The sequence below is a fragment of the Amycolatopsis sp. NBC_00438 genome, assembly GCF_036026695.1.
Lineage (GTDB): Bacteria > Actinomycetota > Actinomycetes > Mycobacteriales > Pseudonocardiaceae > Amycolatopsis.
Genome location: NZ_CP107923.1, coordinates 3,012,333 through 3,032,535, shown reverse-complemented (window position 1 = coordinate 3,032,535; position 20,203 = coordinate 3,012,333). Strand labels below are relative to the sequence as shown.

The following is a 20,203-nucleotide window of genomic DNA, read 5'->3' as shown; positions in this document are numbered from 1 at the left end:
GTCCAGAGGAGAACGCCGACGCGGTGGCGCTACCCAGGTAACCGTCAACACCGATGCGCTCACCGTGGAGAAGACTATGCCGGCCGGGTCCGATCGAGTTGTCGAGGCGTTGCGCGTCGCCGTCCAGGAGAACCAGCAGCTGCGGCGACAGAACCAGAATCTCCTCTCGACGTCGAGCGAGCCCGTCGCGATCGTCGCGATGAGCTGCCGCTACCCGGGCGGGGTCGCGTCCCCGGACGAGCTGTGGCGGCTGGTCGCCGACGGGGTCGACGCGGTGTCCGGCTTCCCGGACGGCCGTGGCTGGCCCGAGAGCGCCCACCAGGGCGGATTCCTGCACCAGGCCGGCGACTTCGACCCGGCGTTCTTCGGCATCTCGCCGCGGGAAGCGCTGGCGATGGACCCGCAGCAGCGGATCGTGCTGGAGCTGGCCTGGGAAGCGTTCGAGCGCGCCGGGATCGACCCCGGCAGCCTCGAAGGCAGCGCCGGCGGCGTGTACGTCGGTGCGGCGTCGCAGGACTACGGCCGCGGCCTCGCCGCGCTGCCCGACGGCGTCGAGGGTTACCTGGTCACCGGCACCGAATGCTCGGTCATCTCCGGCCGGATCGCCTACTTCTACGGCCTGGAAGGCCCGGCCGTCACGGTCGACACCGCCTGCTCGTCTTCGCTGGTCGCGCTGCACTGGGCCGCCCGCTCGCTGCGGGCCCGCGAGTGCTCGCTCGCGCTGGCCGGCGGCGTCACGGTCATGGCGACCCCCGGCCTGTACGGCGAGTTCGACCGCCAGGGCGGCCTCGCCTCCGACGGCCGCTGCAAGTCGTTCGCCGACGCGGCCGACGGCGCCGGGTTCTCCGAAGGCGCCGGGATGCTGCTGCTGGAACGCCTTTCCGACGCGCGCCGCAACGGGCACCAGGTGCTCGCCGTGCTCCGCGGGTCCGCGGTCAACTCCGACGGCGCGTCCAACGGCATCACCGCCCCCAACGGCCCGTCGCAGCAGCGCGTGATCCGCCAGGCCCTCGACAACGCCGGCCTCGCGCCCGCCGACATCGACACCGTCGAGGCCCACGGCACCGGCACGGTCCTCGGCGACCCGATCGAGGCCCAGGCCCTGCTGGCCACCTACGGCGGCGACCGCCCGGCCGGCCGGCCGGTGTGGCTGGGCTCCTTCAAGTCGAACGTCGGGCACACGCAGTCCGCGGCCGGCGTCGGCGGCATCATCAAGACGATCATGGCCATGCGCCACGGCGTCCTGCCCAAGACCCTGCACGTCGACGCCCCGACGTCCCATGTGGACTGGACGGCCGGCGCCGTCTCGCTGCTCACCGAGCAGCGGCCCTGGCCGGAGACCGGGAAGCCCCGGCGCGCGGCCGTGTCGTCGTTCGGCATCAGCGGCACGAACGCGCACATCATCCTCGAGCAGCCGGGCGAAACCCCGGTCGAAGCGGCCGAGCCGCGGCGCGAGCCCGCCGGGTACCTGTGGCCGATCTCCGGCCGCACCCCGGACGCCGTGCGCGATCAAGCCGCGCGCCTGCTCGCCCACCTCGGCGACCAGAGCGCCCTTGACGTCGCCCACTCGCTGGCGGACACCCGTGTCGCGTTCCCGCAGCGGGCCGTCGTCACCGGCACCACCCGAGACGAGCTCCTCGACGGCCTGCGCGCGCTCGCCACCGGCACCGTCGTCCCCGGCGTGCACACCGGCTCGGCGCTGCACACCGGCGACGCGGCGTTCCTGTTCACCGGCCAGGGCTCGCAGCGGGCCGGGATGGGCCGCACTCTCGCGGCCGCGTTCCCGGTGTTCGCCGCGGCCCTCGACGAGGTCCTCGCGCTGCTCGACCCGCCGGTCCGCGACGCGCTGACCGGCGCCGACGAGTCTGCTTTGGACCGTACCGGCGTCGCCCAGCCCGCCCTCTTCGCCTTCGAGGTCGCGCTCTACCGCCTGCTCGAATCCCTCGGCGTGCGGCCCGCCTACGTCGCCGGCCACTCGGTCGGCGAGATCGCCGCCGCCCACGTCGCCGGGGTGCTGTCCCTGGCCGACGCGTGCACCCTCGTCTCCGCCCGCGGCCGGCTCATGCAGGCCCTGCCGGCCGGCGGCGTGATGGTCGCCGTGCAGGCCGCCGAAGCGGACGTGCTGCCGCTGCTGACCGACGGCGTCGCGATCGCGGCCGTCAACGGCCCGCAGGCCGTGGTGCTCTCCGGCACCGAGGACGCCGTGCTGGCCGTGGCCGGGCACTTCGAGAAGACCAAGCGGCTCAAGGTGTCCCACGCGTTCCACTCGCCGCTGATGGACCCGATCCTCGACCAGTTCCGCGGGGTGCTGCTCGGGTTGAAGTTCGCCGCTCCGACGATCCCGTTCGCCGCGAACGGCGACGTGTCCACTGTGGACTACTGGGTCTCGCACGTGCGCGACGCCGTCCGGTTCGCCGACACGGTCGCGGACCTCGTCTCGCGCGGTGCGCGCACCTTCCTCGAAGTCGGCCCGGACGCGACGCTGTCCGCGATGACGGCGGAGCTGCTCGACCCGGCGCTCGACACCGACTGCATCCCCACCTCCCGTCGCGGTCGTGACGAGACCACCACGCTCCTTTCGGCCCTGGCCCGCTGGCACGTCCGCGGCGGCAAGTTCGACTGGACCGCGTGGCACGAGGGCACCGGCGCCCGGACGGTCGAGCTGCCGACGTACGCCTTCCAGCGTCGCACCTACTGGCTCGAAGCCGGCACCGGCGGCGACCTCAGCCGGCACGGCTTCGACGCGGCCGGGCACCCGCTGCTCGGCGCCGCCGTGGAGCTGCCCGAGTCGGGCGGGTTCCTCTTCGCCGGCCAGCTGTCGGTGAACCGCCAGCCGTGGCTGGGTCAGCACGTGGTCCTCGGCGCGAAACTCCTGCCCGGCACGGCGTTCCTGGAGCTGGCCGGCCGCGCCGGCGCCCAGGTCGGCTGCGCCCGCGTCGAAGAACTCACCCTGGCGGCCCCGCTGGTCCTGCCCGCGACGACCGGGGTGCGGCTGCAGGTCGTCGTCGGCCCGCCCGACGTCGACGGCAGCCGCTCGCTGAGCGTCTTCTCACAGCAGGACGACGGCGACGCCCAGACCTGGGTGCGGCACGCGGGCGGCCGCCTCGGCGTCGGCGGCGCCCCGGCCGCCACGATCGGCCCGCAGTGGCCGCCCGCCGGGGCCGAGCCGATCGTCCTCGACGGCTTCTACGACGGGCTCGTCGACCAGGGCCTGGACTACGGCCCGGCGTTCCGCGGCCTGCGCGCCGCCTGGCGCGTCGGCGAGGAGATCTACGCCGAGGTCGCGCTGCCGCCGGAGCACGAGGCCGAGGCGTCGTCGTTCGGCCTGCACCCGGCGCTGCTGGACGCGGTCCTGCATGCGTCGGCCCACTACGAAGACCGCGACGGCCTCCCGTTCTCCTGGCGCGGCGTCGGCGTGCAGCCCACTCGCGCCTCGACGCTGCGAGCCCGGCTCGCCCCGGCCGGCGACAACGCCGTCTCCGTCGCGGTCACCGACGCGGCGGGCAACCCCGTGCTGGCCGCCGAATCGCTCACCTTCCGCGCGGTCAGCGCCGGCGAAGTCCGGGCCACCCGCCACGAATCGCTGTTCCGCACGGTGTGGACGCCGGTCCCGGCCGTCTCGATGACCAAGCCCGCCGACGACGCGGACTGGGTGCTCCTCGGCCACGGCGCGGACTTCGGCTTCTCCGCCCCGGCCGTGTTCGACGACCTGCGCACCATCCGGATCGCCGCCGACACCCCGCCCGCCGTCGTGCTCGCCCCGGTGCCGACCGGCGAGGGCGACGCGGCCGCGGCCCACGCCGCCACCTCCTGGGCCCTCGAACTGCTGCAGAGCTGGCTCGCCGACGAGGACTTCGGCCGCTCGCGGCTGGTGTTCGTCACCAGCGGCGCCGAGGCGGTCCTCTCCGATGACGACGTCGATCCCGCCGCCGCGGCGGTGTGGGGTCTCGTGCGCGCGGCCCAGGCCGAGCACCCGGACCGGTTCGTGCTGGTCGACGTCACCGACCCCGACGACCTCGCCGCGGTCCTGCCGCGGCTGCTCGGCTCCGGCGAGTCCCAGGCCGCGATCCGCGACGGCGGCATCGTGCTGCCGCGGCTGGCCAGGCTGCCCGTCGGCGAGCCTGCCGCGTCGCGCATCCCGGACGGCGCCACGGTCCTCGTCACCGGTGGTACCGGGGGACTGGGCGGCCTGGTCGCGAAGCACCTGGTCACCGAGCACGGCGTCCGGCACCTGCTGCTCGCCGGCCGTCGTGGCCCGGACGCGCCCGGCGCGACCGACCTCGTCGCCGAGCTGACCGCGCTCGGCGCGCAGGCGTCCGTGGTGGCGTGCGACGCCGCCGACCGCGACGCGCTGACCGCTCTGCTGGCCGATATTCCGGCCGAGCACCCGCTGGGCGCCGTCGTGCACACCGCCGGCGTCCTCGACGACGGCGTCATCGAAACCCTGACGCCCGAACGCGTCGCCACCGTTTTCCGCGCCAAGGTCGACGCGGCCTGGGCGCTGCACGAGCTGACCCGCGACCACGACCTCGGCGCGTTCGTCCTGTTCTCCTCGGCCGCCGGTGTGCTCGGCAGCCCCGGCCAGGGCAACTACGCCGCCGCCAACGCCTTCCTCGACGCGCTCGCCCAGCGCCGCCGCGCGTCGGGCCTGCCCGGCCTGTCCCTGGCCTGGGGCGCCTGGGCCGGTGACGCGGGCATGGCCGCGCACCTGTCCGACGCCGACCACCGCCGCCTCGCCGCCGCCGGCCTGCCGTCTCTCGACCCCGCCCAGGGCCTCGCGCTGTTCGACGCCGCGCTGGCCGAGAACGAACCCGCCGTACTGCCGATGCGCGTGGACCTCGCGGCCCTGCGCGGTCGTCCGGGCATCCCGCCGCTGCTGCGCGGGCTCGTGCCCGGCGGCGCGCGGGCCGCGGCCGGCGCGGTCCCGGCGTCCGCGCTGGCCGAACGCCTCGGCGCACTCGACCCGGCCGACCGGGCGCGGGTCCTCGAAGACCTCGTCCGCGCCGAAGCGGGCCTCGTGCTCGGCTACGCGGCGACCGACACCGTCGACGTCCGCAGCGCGTTCAAGGACCTCGGCTTCGACTCCCTGACCGCCGTCGAGCTGCGCAACCGCCTCGACGCCGCGACCGGTCTGCGCCTGCCCGCGACCCTCGTCTTCGACTACCCGACCCCCGAAGCCCTGGCCACCCACCTCGACCGGGAACTGACCGGCGGCGCCGCCCAGACGCCGGACACGCCGGCGACGCTGCGCCCGGTGTCCGACGACCCGATCGTCATCGTCGGCATGGGCTGCCGCTACCCGGGCGGAGTCGGCTCGCCGGAAGACCTGTGGGGCCTGGTCGACGGCGGCGTCGACGCGGTGTCCGGTTTCCCGGTCAACCGCGGCTGGGACGTCGAAGGCCTCTACAACCCCGACCCCGACCACCCCGGGACGTCCTACACACGCAGCGGCGGCTTCCTGCACGAGGCGGGGGAGTTCGATCCGGCGTTCTTCGGGATGAGCCCGCGCGAAGCCATCGCCACGGACTCGCAGCAGCGGCTGCTGCTCGAGGTCTCCTGGGAAGCCGTCGAGCGTGCCGGGGTCGACCCGGTGTCGCTGCGCGGCTCCCGCACCGGCGTCTTCGTCGGCGTGATGTACTCCGACTACGGGATGCTGCTGCAGGGCAGCCCGGAAGCCGAGGCGTACCAAGGCAACGGCAGCGCGCCGAGCGTCGCCTCGGGCCGGATCGCCTACACGATGGGCCTCGAAGGGCCTACGGTCACCGTCGACACCGCGTGCTCGTCGTCGCTGGTCGCGCTGCACTGGGCCGCGCAGGCCCTGCGGCAGGGGGAGTGCTCCCTGGCCCTGGCCGGCGGCGTCACCGTGATGTCGACGCCGGGATCGTTCATCGCCTCCAGCCGTCAGCGCGGCATCGCCGAAGACGGCCGCTGCAAGTCCTTCTCGGACACCGCCGACGGCGTCGGCTGGTCCGAAGGCGCCGGCATCCTCGTCCTGGAGCGGATGTCGGACGCGCGCCGCAACGGCCACGACATCCTCGCCGTCGTGCGCGGCTCGGCGGTCAACTCCGACGGCGCGTCCAACGGCCTGACCGCCCCCAACGGCCCCTCGCAGCAGCGGGTGATCCGCCAGGCGCTGGCCGCGTCCGGACTGTCCACTGCGGACGTCGACGTCGTCGAGGCGCACGGCACCGGCACCACCCTGGGTGACCCGATCGAGGCCCAGGCCCTGCTCGCCACCTACGGCCAGGACCGCGAGACCCCGCTGCGGCTGGGCTCCATCAAGTCCAACATCGGGCACGCGCAGGCCGCCGCCGGCGTCGCCGGGATCATCAAGATGGTCCAGGCCATGCGCCACGAGACGCTGCCACGCACCCTGCACGTCACCGAACCCTCGACGCACGTCGAATGGACCGCCGGGAACGTCGAACTGCTCACCGACGCCCAGCCGTGGCCCTCGTCCGGCCGCCCCCGCCGGGCCGGCATCTCGTCGTTCGGCATCAGCGGCACCAACGCCCACACGATCATCGAAGAGCCGCCCGCCGCGTCGCCCGTCGCCGGCGAGCCCGCCGAGCTGAGCTGCGTGCCGCTGGTCGTCACCGGCCGCACCCCCGAAGCGCTGCGCGACCAGGCCGCCCGCCTGCTCGACGTCGTCAGCGGGACCCCGCTGGCCGACCTCGGGTTCTCCCTCGCCACCACACGGTCGGCCTTCGACCACCGCGCCGTCGTCCGCGCGACCGACGCCGCGTCGGCCGCCGACGGCCTGGCCGCACTGGCCGGCGGGCGGCCGTCTCCGCTGGTCAGCCTGGGTGAAGCAAAGTCGATCCCGAAGACCGCGTTCGTCTTCACCGGCCAGGGCGCCCAGCGACCCGGGATGACCCGCGGGCTCTACGAGCGGTACCCGGTGTTCGCCGCCGCCCTCGACGAGCTGCTCGACCGCCTCGACCCGCGCGTGCGGGACGTCCTCTGGTCGGACGACGCCGAGGCGTTGTCCCGCACCGAGTTCGCCCAGCCCGCGTTGTTCGCCGTCGAGGTCGCGCTGGCCAAGCTGCTCGCCGCCTGGGGCGTCCGGCCCGACTTCGTCGCCGGCCACTCCGTCGGCGAGATCGCCGCGGCGCATGTCGCCGGGGTGCTGTCCGCTGAGGACGCCTGCACGCTGGTCACGGCGCGCGCGTCGCTGATGCAGCGGCTCGAGCCGGGCGGCGCGATGGTCGCCGTCCGCGCCACCGAAGACGAGGTCGCCCCGTACCTGGACGACGACGTCTCGCTCGCCGCGGTCAACGGCCCGCGCTCGGTCGTGCTCTCCGGCACCGAGGCGGCCGTGCTCGCCGCCGCCGGCCACTTCGAGGAGACCAAACGGCTGACGGTCTCGCACGCGTTCCACTCGGCCCTGATGGACCCGATGCTGCCGGCGTTCCGCGAGGTCGTGGCGGGATTGACCTTCCACGCCCCGACGCTGCCGCTGATCGCCGACGGCGACGTCACCGACCCGGAACGCTGGGTCGCCCACGTCCGCGAGCCCGTCCGCTTCGCCGACGTCACGACCCGGCTGCGCGAGGCCGGGACCGGCCTGTTCGTCGAGGTCGGGCCGGACGCCGTGCTGTCCGCGATGGTCACCGAGATCCTCCCCGACGTGCCCGCGGTCGCGATCGCCCGCCGCAACCGCGACGACGTCGAGACGCTCGTCGGCGCCCTCGGGCAGCTGTCCATCGAGGGTGCCCGCGTCGACTGGCCCGCCTTCTACGCCGGCACCGGCGCCCGCCGCGTCACCCTGCCGACCTACGCCTTCCAGCACGAGTGGTTCTGGCCGCCGGCCGCCCCCGCGATCCCGGCCGGCGCCGAGTCCGCCGACGCCGAGTTCTGGGCCGCCGTCGAGCGCCTGGACACCGCCGGCCTCGCCGCGCGCCTCGACGTCGACGACGCCTCCGTCGGCGCGATCCTGCCCGCCCTGTCCTCCTACCGCCGCTCCCGCGCCGACGAGTCCCTTGTGGACAGATGGCGCTACCGCGCGACCTGGACCCCGGTCAACGCCGGCCGTTCCGGCGCCCTCGACACGTCGTGGCTCGTCGTCGTGCCGGCTGCCTTGGCCGACGACCCGTGGGTCACCACCGTCGCCGGGTACTTCGGCACGGCACCCTTGGTCCTCGACCCGGCGCTGGACCGCGCCGGGGTCGCCGCGCTCCTGACGAACGACGTCACCGGGGTGCTTTCCCTGCTGGCACTGGACGAATCCGGCTTCCCCGGCGTCCCGGCCGGGCTGACCGCGACGAACACGCTGCTGCAGGCCCTCGGGGACGCCGGGATCGGCGCGCCGCTGTGGTGCGTGACCCGCGACGCCGTCGCCGTCTCGCCGGGCGAGCCGGTCGCCCGGCCCGCCCAGGCCGCGGTCTGGGGTCTCGGCCGCGCCGCGGCGCTCGAACTGCCGCGGCGCTGGGGCGGCCTCATCGACCTCCCGGGTGACCTCGACACCGAGGTGCCTAGACGTCTCTCCGCCGCGCTGGCCGGTGCCGACGGCGAGGACCAGCTGGCGATCCGCTCCGCCGGGGTGTTCGGCCGCCGCGTCGTCGCCGCTCCGGTCACCACCCGCCGGTCGCGCGCCGACGTCACCGGCGGCACCACCCTGATCACCGGCGGCACCGGAGCGCTCGGCGCCGTCACCGCCCGTCTCCTGGCCGGCGCCGGCCGCACCCACCTGCTGCTGCTCAGCCGCCGCGGGGCCGACGCACCAGGCGCGGCTGAACTCCGCGACGAGCTGACCGAGCTGGGCGCCGAGGTGACGATCGCCGCGTGCGACGTCGCCGACCGCGACGCCCTCGCGGCCGTGCTGGCCGCGATCCCCGGGGACCGGCCGCTGACGGAGGTCGTGCACACCGCCGGCGTCCTCGACGACGCCGTCCTCGACACGCTCACCGCGGACCAGCTCGAGGTCGTGCACCGCGCCAAGGTCACGTCGGCGATGCACCTGCACGAGCTGACCCGCACCGCCGACCTCGCGAACTTCGTGCTGTTCTCCTCGGTCGCCGGCACCTTCGGGTCCGCCGGCCAGGCCGGGTACGCGGCCGCGAACACGACCCTCGACGCGCTCGCCGAGCACCGCCGCGGCCTCGGCCTGACCGCGACATCCGTCGCGTGGGGCCCGTGGACGGGCGACGGCATGCTCGAAGCCGGGGTCGCCGAGCGCGCCCGCCGCGGTGGTCTCACACCGATGGACCCCGAACGCGCGAGCGCCGCGCTGGAGCGGGCGCTCGGGCACGACGACACCACGGTCGCCGTCGCCGACATCGACTGGAACCGTTACGCACCCGTGCTTTCCGGGCTGCGGCCGAGCCCGCTGCTCAGCGGCATCCCGGCCGCGAAAGACGTCCTGGCGGCGTTGCGCGGCTCGTCGCCGCGCGGCGACGAAGGCCTTCGCGCCCGCTTGGCGGCCGTGCCCGAGCACGACCGGTTCGACTTCCTGCTCGGCCTGCTGCTGGAACAAGTCGCCCTGGTCCTCGGGCACGCCGGGACCGGCGGTGTCGCGGCCGACCGCGCGTTCCGCGACCTCGGCTTCGACTCGCTCACCGCGGTCGAACTGCGCAACACGCTGACCCTGGCGACCGGGCTCGACCTGCCGCCGTCGCTGGTCTTCGACCACCCGACCCCCGAGGTGCTGACCGAGTACCTGCTCGGTGAGCTGGCCGGCACCCTCGAAACGCCGGTCCGACTGGTCACGGGCGCCGCGGCGGCGGACGACGACCCGATCGTCATCGTCGGCATGGGCTGCCGGTTCCCCGGCGGCGTCGACGGTCCCGAGGACTACTGGCGCCTGCTCGCCGGCGGCGAAGACGGCATCGCCGCGTTCCCGGACGACCGCGGCTGGGACCTCGGCATGCTGGCGTCGGGCTACGAGTACGCGCTGACCGGCGGCTTCCTCGACGGCGTCGCGGGTTTCGACGCGGACTTCTTCGGCATCTCGCCGCGGGAAGCGGTCGCGATGGACCCGCAGCAGCGGCTGCTGCTGGAAGTCTCGTGGGAAGCGCTGGAGCGCGCCGGCATCGATCCGGCCACCCTGCGCGGCGGCGACACCGGCGTGTTCGTCGGCACCAACGGCCAGGACTACGTGAACCTGCTCGCCACCTCCGGCGAAGACGTCCAGGGCCACCTCGCCACCGGCAACACCGCGAGCGTGATGTCCGGGCGGCTGTCCTACACCCTCGGCCTGGAAGGGCCGTCGGTCACCGTCGACACCGCGTGCTCGTCGTCGCTGGTCGCGCTGCACTGGGCTGCGCAGGCCCTGCGCCGCGGCGAGTGTGGCGCCGCACTCGTCGGCGGCGTCACGGTGATGTCCACCCCGAACTCCTTCGCCGAGTTCGCCCGCCAGGGCGGCCTCGCCGCGGACGGCCGCTGCAAGCCCTTCGCCGACGCCGCCGACGGCACCGGCTGGTCCGAAGGCGCCGGCATGCTCGTGGTGGAGCGGCTTTCCGCCGCCCGCGAGCTGGGGCACCCGGTGCTGGCGGTGCTGCGCGGCACGGCCGTCAACTCCGACGGCGCGTCCAACGGCCTGACGGCCCCCAACGGCCCGGCCCAGCAGCGCGTCATCCGCCAGGCCCTGGCCGACGCCGGACTGTCCACATCGGACGTCGACGCGGTCGAGGCCCACGGCACCGGCACGGTGCTGGGCGACCCGATCGAGGCGCAGGCGCTGCTGGCCACCTACGGCCGCGACCGCGACGGCGAGCCCCTGTGGCTCGGCGCCGTCAAGTCCAACCTCGGCCACACCCAGGCCGCCGCGGGTGTCGCCGGGGTCATCAAGATGATCCTCGCCCTGCGCCACGGCGAACTCCCGCGGACGCTGCACGTCGACGAGGTCTCGAGCCGCGTCGACTGGACCGCCGGGGCCGTGAAGGTGCTGACCGAGCACCAGACCTGGCCCGAGACCGGCCGCCCGCGCCGCGCGGGTGTCTCGTCGTTCGGCCTGAGCGGCACCAACGCCCACGCGATCCTCGAACAAGCCCCGCCCGCGCCGGAAGCTCCCGTCGCGGCGGAGCCCGCGACCGTGCCGCTGCTGCTGTCCGCGCGCAGCCCGCAGGCCCTCGCCGCGCAGGCCGGGCAGCTGCACGACCTCCTGTCCGCGGAGCCCGCACCCGTCGGGTTCGCCCGGGCGCTGGCCACCACGCGCACGGCTTTCGAGCACCGCGCCGCGATCGTCGGCGACGATCCGCTGGCCGAACTCGCCGCCCTCGCCGCGGGGGAGACCCCCGCCGGTCCGCCCGCGCGGTCGCGGGCCAAGAGCGCGTTCGTCTTCGCCGGTCAGGGTGCCCAGCGTCCCGGCATGGGACACGAGCTGTACCGGCGGTTCCCGGTGTTCGCCGACGCGCTCGACGCCGTCTGCGCCCACCTCGACCCGCACCTGGACCGCCCGCTGCGGGAAGTCCTGTTCGCCGAGCCGGGTACCCCCGAGGCCGCGCTGCTCGACCGGACCGACTGGACCCAGCCCGCCACCTTCGCCCTGAGCGTCGCGCTGTACCGGCTGCTGGAATCCTTCGGCGTCAAGCCGTCCTGGCTCGTCGGCCACTCCGTCGGCGAGATCGCCGCGGCCCACGTCGCCGAGGTCCTGTCCCTCGCCGATGCCTGCACGCTCGTCGCCGCCCGCGGCCGGCTGATGGCCGCGCTCCCGGCCGGCGGGGCGATGGCCTCGGTGCGCGCGCCGGAGGCCGACGTCCGCGGGCTCCTGGCCGACGGCACGTCGATCGCGGCCGTCAACGGCCCCGACGCAGTCGTCATCGCGGGCACGGCCGACGCCGTCGAGCTCAGCAGCACCGCCCTGACCGCCGCTGGGTACCGCGTCCGGCAACTCTCGGTCAGCCACGCCTTCCACTCGCCGCTGATGGACCCGATGCTCGAGGACTTCGCCGCCGTCCTGGCCGGCCTGGAGTTCGGCGAGCCCCGGCTGCCGATCGTGTCGACCGTGACCGGCCGCCTCGCCGAAGCTGCCGAGCTGCGCTCGCCGGAGTACTGGGTCGACCACGTGCGCCGGCCCGTCCGGTTCGCCGACGCCGTCGCCGCGCTCGGCGAGTACGGTGCCGGTGCCGTCGTCGAACTCGGCCCGGACGGCTCGCTGTCCGCCGCCACCACCGCGTCCCTGGCCGCCGACGTCGCGTGTGTCCCGCTGCTGCGCCGCGACCAGGCCGAAGAAATCGCCCTCGTCCGGGCACTCGGCCGCCTGCACGTGGCGGGTGTGACCGTGAACTGGACGTCCTTCTTCGGGCCGGCCGCCGGGTCGGGCCCGGACCTGCCCACTTACCCGTTCCAGCGGGAGCGTTACTGGCCCCGCACCACCGGCGCGGTCCCCGGTGACCTCGGCTCGGTCGGCCTGACCGCCGCCCGACACCCGCTGCTCGGCGCCGGTGTCGAACTGCCCGGCTCGGGCGGGTTCCTGTTCACCGCCCAGCTTTCGCTGCGGACGCACCCGTGGCTGGCCGACCACTTCGTGCTCGGCGCGGCCCTGCTGCCCGGCACCGCCTACCTCGACCTCGCCATCCGCGCCGCCGACCAGGTCGGCTGCGCCCGCGTCGACGAACTCACCCTCGAAGTCCCGCTGGTCCTGCCGCCCGAGGGCGCTGTGCGCCTGCAGGTCGTTGTCGGCCCAGCCGGGTCCGCGGGCGACCGCGACCTTGCCGTCTACTCCAGCCCCGCCGGCGGCGGCGAGCAGCCGTGGACGCGGCACGCGAGCGGCCGCCTCGGCACCGGCACGACGCAGCCCACCGACGGCGACCGCACCTGGCCGCCGGCCGACGCGGAACCCGTCTCCCTGGACGGCTTCTACGAACGCCTCGCCTCCGGTGGGTTCGCCTACGGCCCGCTGTTCCGCGGCCTCAAAGCCGTCTGGCGCGGGCAGGACGCGGTCTTCGCCGACGTCGTCCTGCCCGAGGAAGCCGAGCGCGACGCGGCGGCGTTCGGCGTTCACCCGGCGCTGCTCGACGCCGTCCTGCACGCGTCCGAACACGCCGGACTGACCGAAGTGGACGGTGGCCGGCTGCCCTTCGCGTGGAGCGGCGTCACGCTGCACGCGAGCGGCGCCGCCGTCGTCCGGGCCAAGATCACCCGGCGCGGCGAGGACTCCGTCGCGATCGAACTGCGCGACGCGGCCGGCGACCCGGTCGCCACGATCGACTCGCTGGTGCTGCGCCCCGCGGCCGTGGCCAAGGTCGGCCACGACACCGACTCCCTCTACCACCTCGACTGGATCCCGGTACCCCGCCCGGACGTCGAAGCAGGCCCGGACTGGGCCGTCCTCGGCGCCGACCTGCCGGACTTCGCCGCCGTCGTCGCGGCCGCACCCGAGGTCGTCATCTACCCGGTCCCGGCCCGCGCCGGCGACCCCGAAGGTGTCCGCGCCGCGACCGTCGACGCGCTCGCCCTGCTGCAGGCCTGGTCGGCGGCGCCGGAACTGACCGGCTCACGGCTGGTGTTCGTCACCACCGAGGCCGACACCGACCTCGCGGCCGCCGCCGTCTGGGGCCTCGTGCGCTCGGCTCAGCGCGAGAACCCCGGCCGGTTCGTGCTGGCTGACGTAGACAACACCGACAACACCGACTCCCTCGCAGCCGTCCTCGCCACTGGCGAGCCCCAGGTGCGCGTGCGTGCCGGCGAGATCACCGCCGCTCGCGTCGCCCGGGCCCCGCGCCGCGACGACGTCACGCCGATCGCCTGGGACGGCGACGGCACCGTGTTGATCACGGGCGGCACCGGGGGACTGGGCGCGACCCTGGCCCGCCACCTCGTGACCACGCACGGCACCCGGCGGCTGCTGCTCGTCAGCCGTCGCGGCCCGGACGCCCCGGGCGCGGCGGACCTGATCGCCGAGCTGGCCGAGTCGGGTGCCGAGGTGACGGCCGCCGCGGCCGATGTCGCCGACCGCGCCGACCTCGCGCGGGTCCTCGCCGAGATCCCGGCCGCGCACCCGCTGACCGCGGTCGTGCACGCCGCCGGCGTCCTCGACGACGGCATCCTCGGCTCCCTCACCCCCGAGCGCCTCGACACGGTGTTCGCGCCGAAGTTCGACGCCGCCTGGCACCTCGACGACCTGACCGGCGACCTCGCCGCGTTCGTCGTGTTCTCCTCGGTCGCGGGCACCTTCGGCGCGGCCGGGCAGGCGAACTACACCGCGGCCAACGCCGCCGTCGACGCGCTCGTGCGGCGCCGTCGCGCGGCCGGCCTCCCGGCGCTGTCGCTCGGCTGGGGCGCGTGGTCCCGCGCCGGTGGCATGACCGCCACCCTCACCGACACCGACCTGCGGCGGATGGCCGCGTCCGGCATGCCCGCCCTCGAACCCGGGCAGGCACTGGCCCTGTTCGACGCGGCCTGCGCCACCGGTCTCGACACCGTGCTGCCGGTCCGGCTCGATTTCGCCGCGCTCAGCGTCCAGCCCGAGGTCACGCACCTGCTGCGCGGCCTGGTCCGGACGCCGGTCCGCCAGACCGCGGCCAACCTGCCGCGGCTGGACGACCCGCTCGCTGGGATGAACCCCGCCGAACGGTCCCGCGCGGTGCTCGACCTGGTCCGCGGGCAGGTCGCCGCGGTGCTCGGGCACAGCACGTCGGCCGGCGTGTCCGCCGACCGCCCGTTCCGCGAGCTCGGCTTCGACTCGCTGACCGCCGTCGAACTCCGCAACCGCCTCGACGCCGCGACGGGCCTGCGCCTGCCCGCGACCCTAACCTTCGACTACCCGAGCCCCGCCGCGCTCGCCGCGTTCCTGATCGGCGAGATCGCCGGTGAGGCCGACGTGCCCGCCCAGGTGGTCGTCCCGGCGAAGGCTGTCAACGACGACCCGATCGTCATCGTCGGCATGGGCTGCCGCTACCCGGGCGGCGTCACCTCGCCCGAGGACCTGTGGGGCCTGGTCGACGGCGGCGTCGACGCCGTCTCGGACTTCCCGGCCAACCGCGGCTGGGACGTCGAAGGCATCTACCACCCGGACCCCGACCACCCCGGCACGTCCTACACCCGCAGCGGCGGTTTCCTGCACGAGGCGGGGGAGTTCGACCCGGCGTTCTTCGGCATGAGCCCGCGTGAAGCCCTGGCCACGGACTCGCAGCAGCGGCTGCTGCTCGAAGTGTCGTGGGAAGCCGTCGAGCGGACCGGCGTCGATCCGGCGTCGCTGCGCGGGTCCCGGACCGGTGTGTTCGTCGGCGTCATGTACTCCGATTACGGGATGTTGCTGCAGGGCAGCCCGGACACCGAGGGCTACCAGGGCAACGGCAGCGCGCCGAGTGTCGCCTCCGGCCGCGTCGCCTACGCGCTCGGTCTGGAAGGCCCGACGCTGACCGTGGACACGGCGTGCTCGTCGTCGCTGGTCGCACTGCACCTCGCGGCCCGCGCCTTGCAGAACGGGGAATGCTCGCTCGCGCTCGCCGGCGGCGTCACCGTGATGTCCACGCCGAGCACGTTCATCGGCTTCAGCCGCCAGCGCGGCCTCTCCGCCGACGGCCGCTGCAAGTCCTTTTCGGACACCGCCGACGGCGTCGGCTGGTCCGAAGGCGCCGGCATCCTCGTCCTGGAACGGATGTCGGACGCCCGCCGCAACGGCCACGACATCCTGGCCGTGGTGAAGGGGTCGGCGGTCAACTCCGACGGCGCGTCCAACGGCCTTACCGCGCCGAACGGCCCTTCGCAGCAACGCGTCATCCGCCAGGCGCTCGCCGCGTCCGGACTGTCCACTTCGGACATCGACGTCGTCGAGGCGCACGGCACCGGCACGACGCTGGGTGACCCGATCGAGGCCCAGGCGCTGATGGCCACCTACGGCCGGGAACGCGGCGACGCCGACCCGCTGCTGCTCGGGTCGATCAAGTCGAACCTGGGCCACACACAGGCCGCGTCCGGCGTCGCCGGCATCATCAAGATGGTCCAGGCCATGCGCCACGGCACGCTGCCGCGCACCCTGCACGTCACCGAGCCGTCCACGCACGTCGACTGGTCGGACGGCACGATCGCGCTGCTCACCGAGTCCCGCGCCTGGCCCGACCGCGGCCGCCCGCGCCGCGCGGCCGTCTCGTCGTTCGGCATCAGCGGCACCAACGCCCACACCGTCATCGAGCAGCCGCCCACCGTCGCGGCGGCGCCGGTGGACGTCCGGCCGGAACCCGCGGTCGTGCCGTGGCTCCTGTCCGGCCGTACCCCGGACGCCCTGCGCGACCAGGCGGAACGGCTGCTCACACACACCAAGGCCCACCCCGCGTCCGCCGCCGACCTCGGCCTCGCGCTCGCCACGACCCGGACGCACTTCGCCGAGCGGGCCGTCATCGTCGGCAGCACCCGCGAAGAACTCGAAGCGCGGCTTGAGGTTCTGGCCCGTGGTGGCTCCTCGGCCGGCCTTGTCACCGGGACCTCCGGGGAAGCCGTGCCGGCGTTCCTCTTCGCCGGTCAGGGCAGCCAGCGAGCCGGGATGGGCCGCGAACTGGCCGACGCCTTCCCGGCGTTCGCCGACGCTCTCGACGAGGTCGTCACCCGGCTCGACCGCGAACTCGACCGCCCGCTGCGGGAACTGCTCTTCGCCGAGGAGGGCACCGAGGCCGCGGCCGCGCTCGACGAGACGCGGTACGCGCAGCCGGCGCTGTTCGCGCTGGAAGTCGCGCTGTACCGGCTGGTCCGCTCTTGGGGCGTCGAGCCGGAGTACCTGGCCGGGCACTCGGTCGGCGAGATCGCCGCCGCCCACGTCGCCGGCGTGTTCGGCCTCGACGACGCCTGCACGCTGGTCGCGGCCCGGGGCCGGCTCATGCAGCAGCTGCCCGAGGGCGGCGCGATGATCGCCGTCCAGGCCACCGAGGACGAGGTCCGGCCGCTGCTCGACGGCCGCGAGGACGAGGTCGCCCTCGCCGCGGTCAACGGGCCGTCGTCGGTCGTCCTGTCCGGCGAGGCCGGGCGCGTCGAGGAGATCGCCGCGCGGTTCGCCGCGGACGGCCGCAAGATCCGCCGCCTGCGTGTCAGCCACGCCTTTCACTCACCCCGGATGGACGGAATGCTCGACGACTTCCGCAAGGTCGTTGCCGGGCTGACGGCCGCCGCGCCGACGGTGCCGATCGTCTCCACGGTCACCGGCGACCTGGTCACCGCCGAAGTCCTCGCGTCCGCCGACCACTGGGTCGAGCAGGTCCGCCGCCCGGTGCGGTTCGGCCCCGCCGTGCGCCGCCTGGCCGAGCTGGGCGTCACCGTCTTCGCCGAGATCGGCCCGGACGGCACCGTGGCGGCCATGGCCGCCGAGTCGCTCGACGCCGGTCAGACCACCGTCGCGCTCCTGCGCCGCGACCGGCCCGAAGCCACCGCGGCGACCGAGGCGCTCGGCCGGCTGCACGTCGCCGGCGTCACCGCGGACTGGCCCGCGGTGTTCGGCCCCGCGCGGACCGTCCCGCTGCCGACCTACGCATTCCAGCACCAGCACATCTGGCCGCAGGGCCTGCTCGCCCAGGCGGGCGACGTCTCCGCCGCCGGGCTGTGGGCGGCCGGGCACCCGCTGGTCGGGGCGGCCGTCGAGCTGCCCGACACCGGTGGGCTGCTGTTCACCGGCCGGCTTTCGGTCGCGGCGCAGCCGTGGCTGACCGGGCACACCGTCGGCGGCACCGTCGTGGTCCCCGGCACGGCGCTGCTCGAACTCGCCGTCCGCGCAGGCGACCAGGCAGGCTGCCCGCAGGTCGACGAGCTCACCCTCGAAGCCCCGCTGGTCGTGCCGGACGCGGGCCGCGTGGTCCTGCAGGTCGCGGTGGCCGGAGCGGACGACGAAGGCCGTCGCTCGCTGCGGATCTACTCGCGGGCCGACGGCGACCCGGACGCGGCCTGGATCCGGAACGCGAGCGGCACGCTCGTGCCCGCCGCCGACGTCGAGCCCGCCGACCCGATCACCTGGCCGCCGGAGGGTGCTGAAGCCGTCGACCTCGAAGGCTTCTACGACACGATGGCCGAGCGCGGCCTCGGGTACGGCCCGATGTTCCAGGGGCTGACCCGCGCCTGGCGCCACGGCGACGACGTCTACGCCGAGGTCGCCCTCGCCGAGGACGACCGCGATGAAGCCGCGTCGTTCGTTGTGCACCCCGCGCTGCTGGACTCCGCGCTGCACGCCGCGTCGCTCACCCGCTTGTCCGCGGACGGCGCCGGACGGCTCCCGTTCAGCTGGTCCGGCGCGTCCTTCCTGGCCGCCGGCGCGACCGGCCTGCGGGTCCGGATCACGCCGCAGGAGGGCGACGCCATCGCCCTCACCGCGTCCACTGTGGACGGCACGCCCGTCGTGGCGGTGAAGTCGCTGGCGCTGCGGGCCGTCCCGACCGGGATCGCCGTCCCGGCGCGCACCACGACCGGCTACCGGCTCACCTGGCCGCAGCTGCCGGAAGCGACGCTCGTCACCGCCGGCACGTCGGTGATCGCCGGACCGGGCCTGACGTCCGAAGGCGCCGACGAGTACCCGAGCCTGGTGGCGCTGCTGGAGTCCGCCGAGCCCGTGCCGCCGGTCGTCCTGCTGCCGGTCACCGCGGCTCCGCCCGGCATGCCGGTGCCCGTGGCGGTTCGCACCGTCACGACCGACGTCCTGCTCCAGACCCAGCAGTGGCTCGCCGACGACCGGGCCGCCGGTGCGGTGCTGGTGGTCGTCACGCGCCACGCCGTCGCGGTCGGCACCGAAGACGTCGACCTCGCGCAGGCCGCCGTCTGGGGCCTGCTGCGCGCGGCCCAGCTGGAGAACCCGGGCCGCCTGGTCCTGCTCGACCTCGACGACGGCGATCTCCCGGCGGCCGCCGTGGCCGGCGCCCTCGCGGCCGGAGAACCGCAGGTCGCGCTGCGCGACGGTCACCTCCACACGGCCCGCCTGGCCGGGGCCGAACCGGCCGCCGAACCCGCACTGTGGGACCCCGACGGCACCGTCCTCATCACCGGCGGCACCGGCGGGCTCGGCGCGACCTTCGCCCGGCACCTCGTCACCGAACGCGGTGTGCGGCACCTGCTGCTGCTCGGCCGCCGCGGTGACGCCGCCCCCGGCGTCCCGGACCTCGTCGACGAACTCGCCAAGCTGGGCGCGGACGTCCGCGTCGCGGCCTGCGACGCCGCCGATCGCGCGGCCCTGGCCGCCGTCCTGGGCACGGTGCCGGACCTGACCGCCGTCGTGCACGCCGCCGGCGTCCTCGACGACGGCGTCCTCGGCGCCCTGACGCCCGAGCGGCTCGGCACGGTGTTCGCGCCGAAGGTCGACGCCGCCTGGCACCTGCACGAACTCACCGCCGGCCGCGACCTGAGCGCGTTCGTCCTGTTCTCCTCGATCGCGGGCACGCTCGGCGCGGCCGGGCAGGCGAACTACGCCGCCGCCAACGCCTTCCTCGACGCGCTCGCCCACCAGCGGGCCGCCGCGGGCCAGGCGGCCGTCTCGATCGCCTGGGGCGCCTGGCACGCCGGCAGCGGCATGACCGGCGCGCTCACCGACGCCGAGCTGGCACGGATGCAGCGGTCCGGCATGCCCCCGCTGGCCACCGAAGAGGGCGTCGCGCTGTTCGACGCCGCCCTCGCCACGACGTCACCCGCAGTGGCGGCGCTGCGGCTCGACCTCGCCGTGCTGCGCGGGCAGGACCCGCTCCTGCCGGCCCTGCGCGGTCTGGTCACCACCGCACCGCGGCGTGCCGCGGCCGCGGCCCTCGAACCCGGGGGAGCGGACCTGGCCACGAGGCTGGCCGAACTGCCCCAGGACGACCGGCTGCCGTTCGCGATCGGCCTGGTCGGCAAGCAGGTCGGGGCCGTGCTCGGCCACGATGACGCCGTCGGGCCCGACCGCAGCTTCACCGAACTCGGCTTCGACTCGCTGACGTCGGTGGAACTGCGCAACCGCCTCGAAGCCCGCACCGGGTTGCGGCTGCCGGCGACGCTCGTCTTCGACCACCCGACCATCACGCGGGTGGCGGACCTGCTCGTCACGTCCGCGCTGGGCGACGGCGCGGCCGCCCGCCCGGCACTGGCGGAACTCCAGAAGCTCGAAAACCTGCTGTCCGCGGTCGACGCCGACGACGACGCCCGCGCCGCGATCACCGTGCGGCTGCAGGCCCTGCTCGTCAAGTGGACCGGCTCGGGCGACGCCCGCGACGCCGGCGACTCGTCGGTCCCGGAGCTCAGCACCGCCGACGACCTGTTCGCGTTCATCGACAACGACCTGGGTGTGAGGTGACCAGTGGCGACCGAGACGCCGCAGCCGGACCGA

Annotated in this window: 1 protein-coding gene; it reads left to right on the top strand. The window is 75.1% G+C overall.

Annotated features, from left to right (window positions below; all coding sequences use genetic code 11):
* Positions 1-76 precede the first annotated feature (76 nt).
* On the top strand, positions 77-20,170 hold the full coding sequence (locus tag OG494_RS13740) for a type I polyketide synthase (protein ID WP_328455590.1): 20,094 nt from the start codon (positions 77-79) through the stop codon (positions 20,168-20,170).
* Positions 20,171-20,203 lie beyond the last annotated feature (33 nt).

What these genes read in the sequence shown, in the direction of transcription:
- OG494_RS13740 (WP_328455590.1), top strand. Translation starts at nt 77, where the DNA reads ATGCCGGCCGGGTCCGATCGAGTTGTCGAGGCGTTGCGCGTCGCCGTC.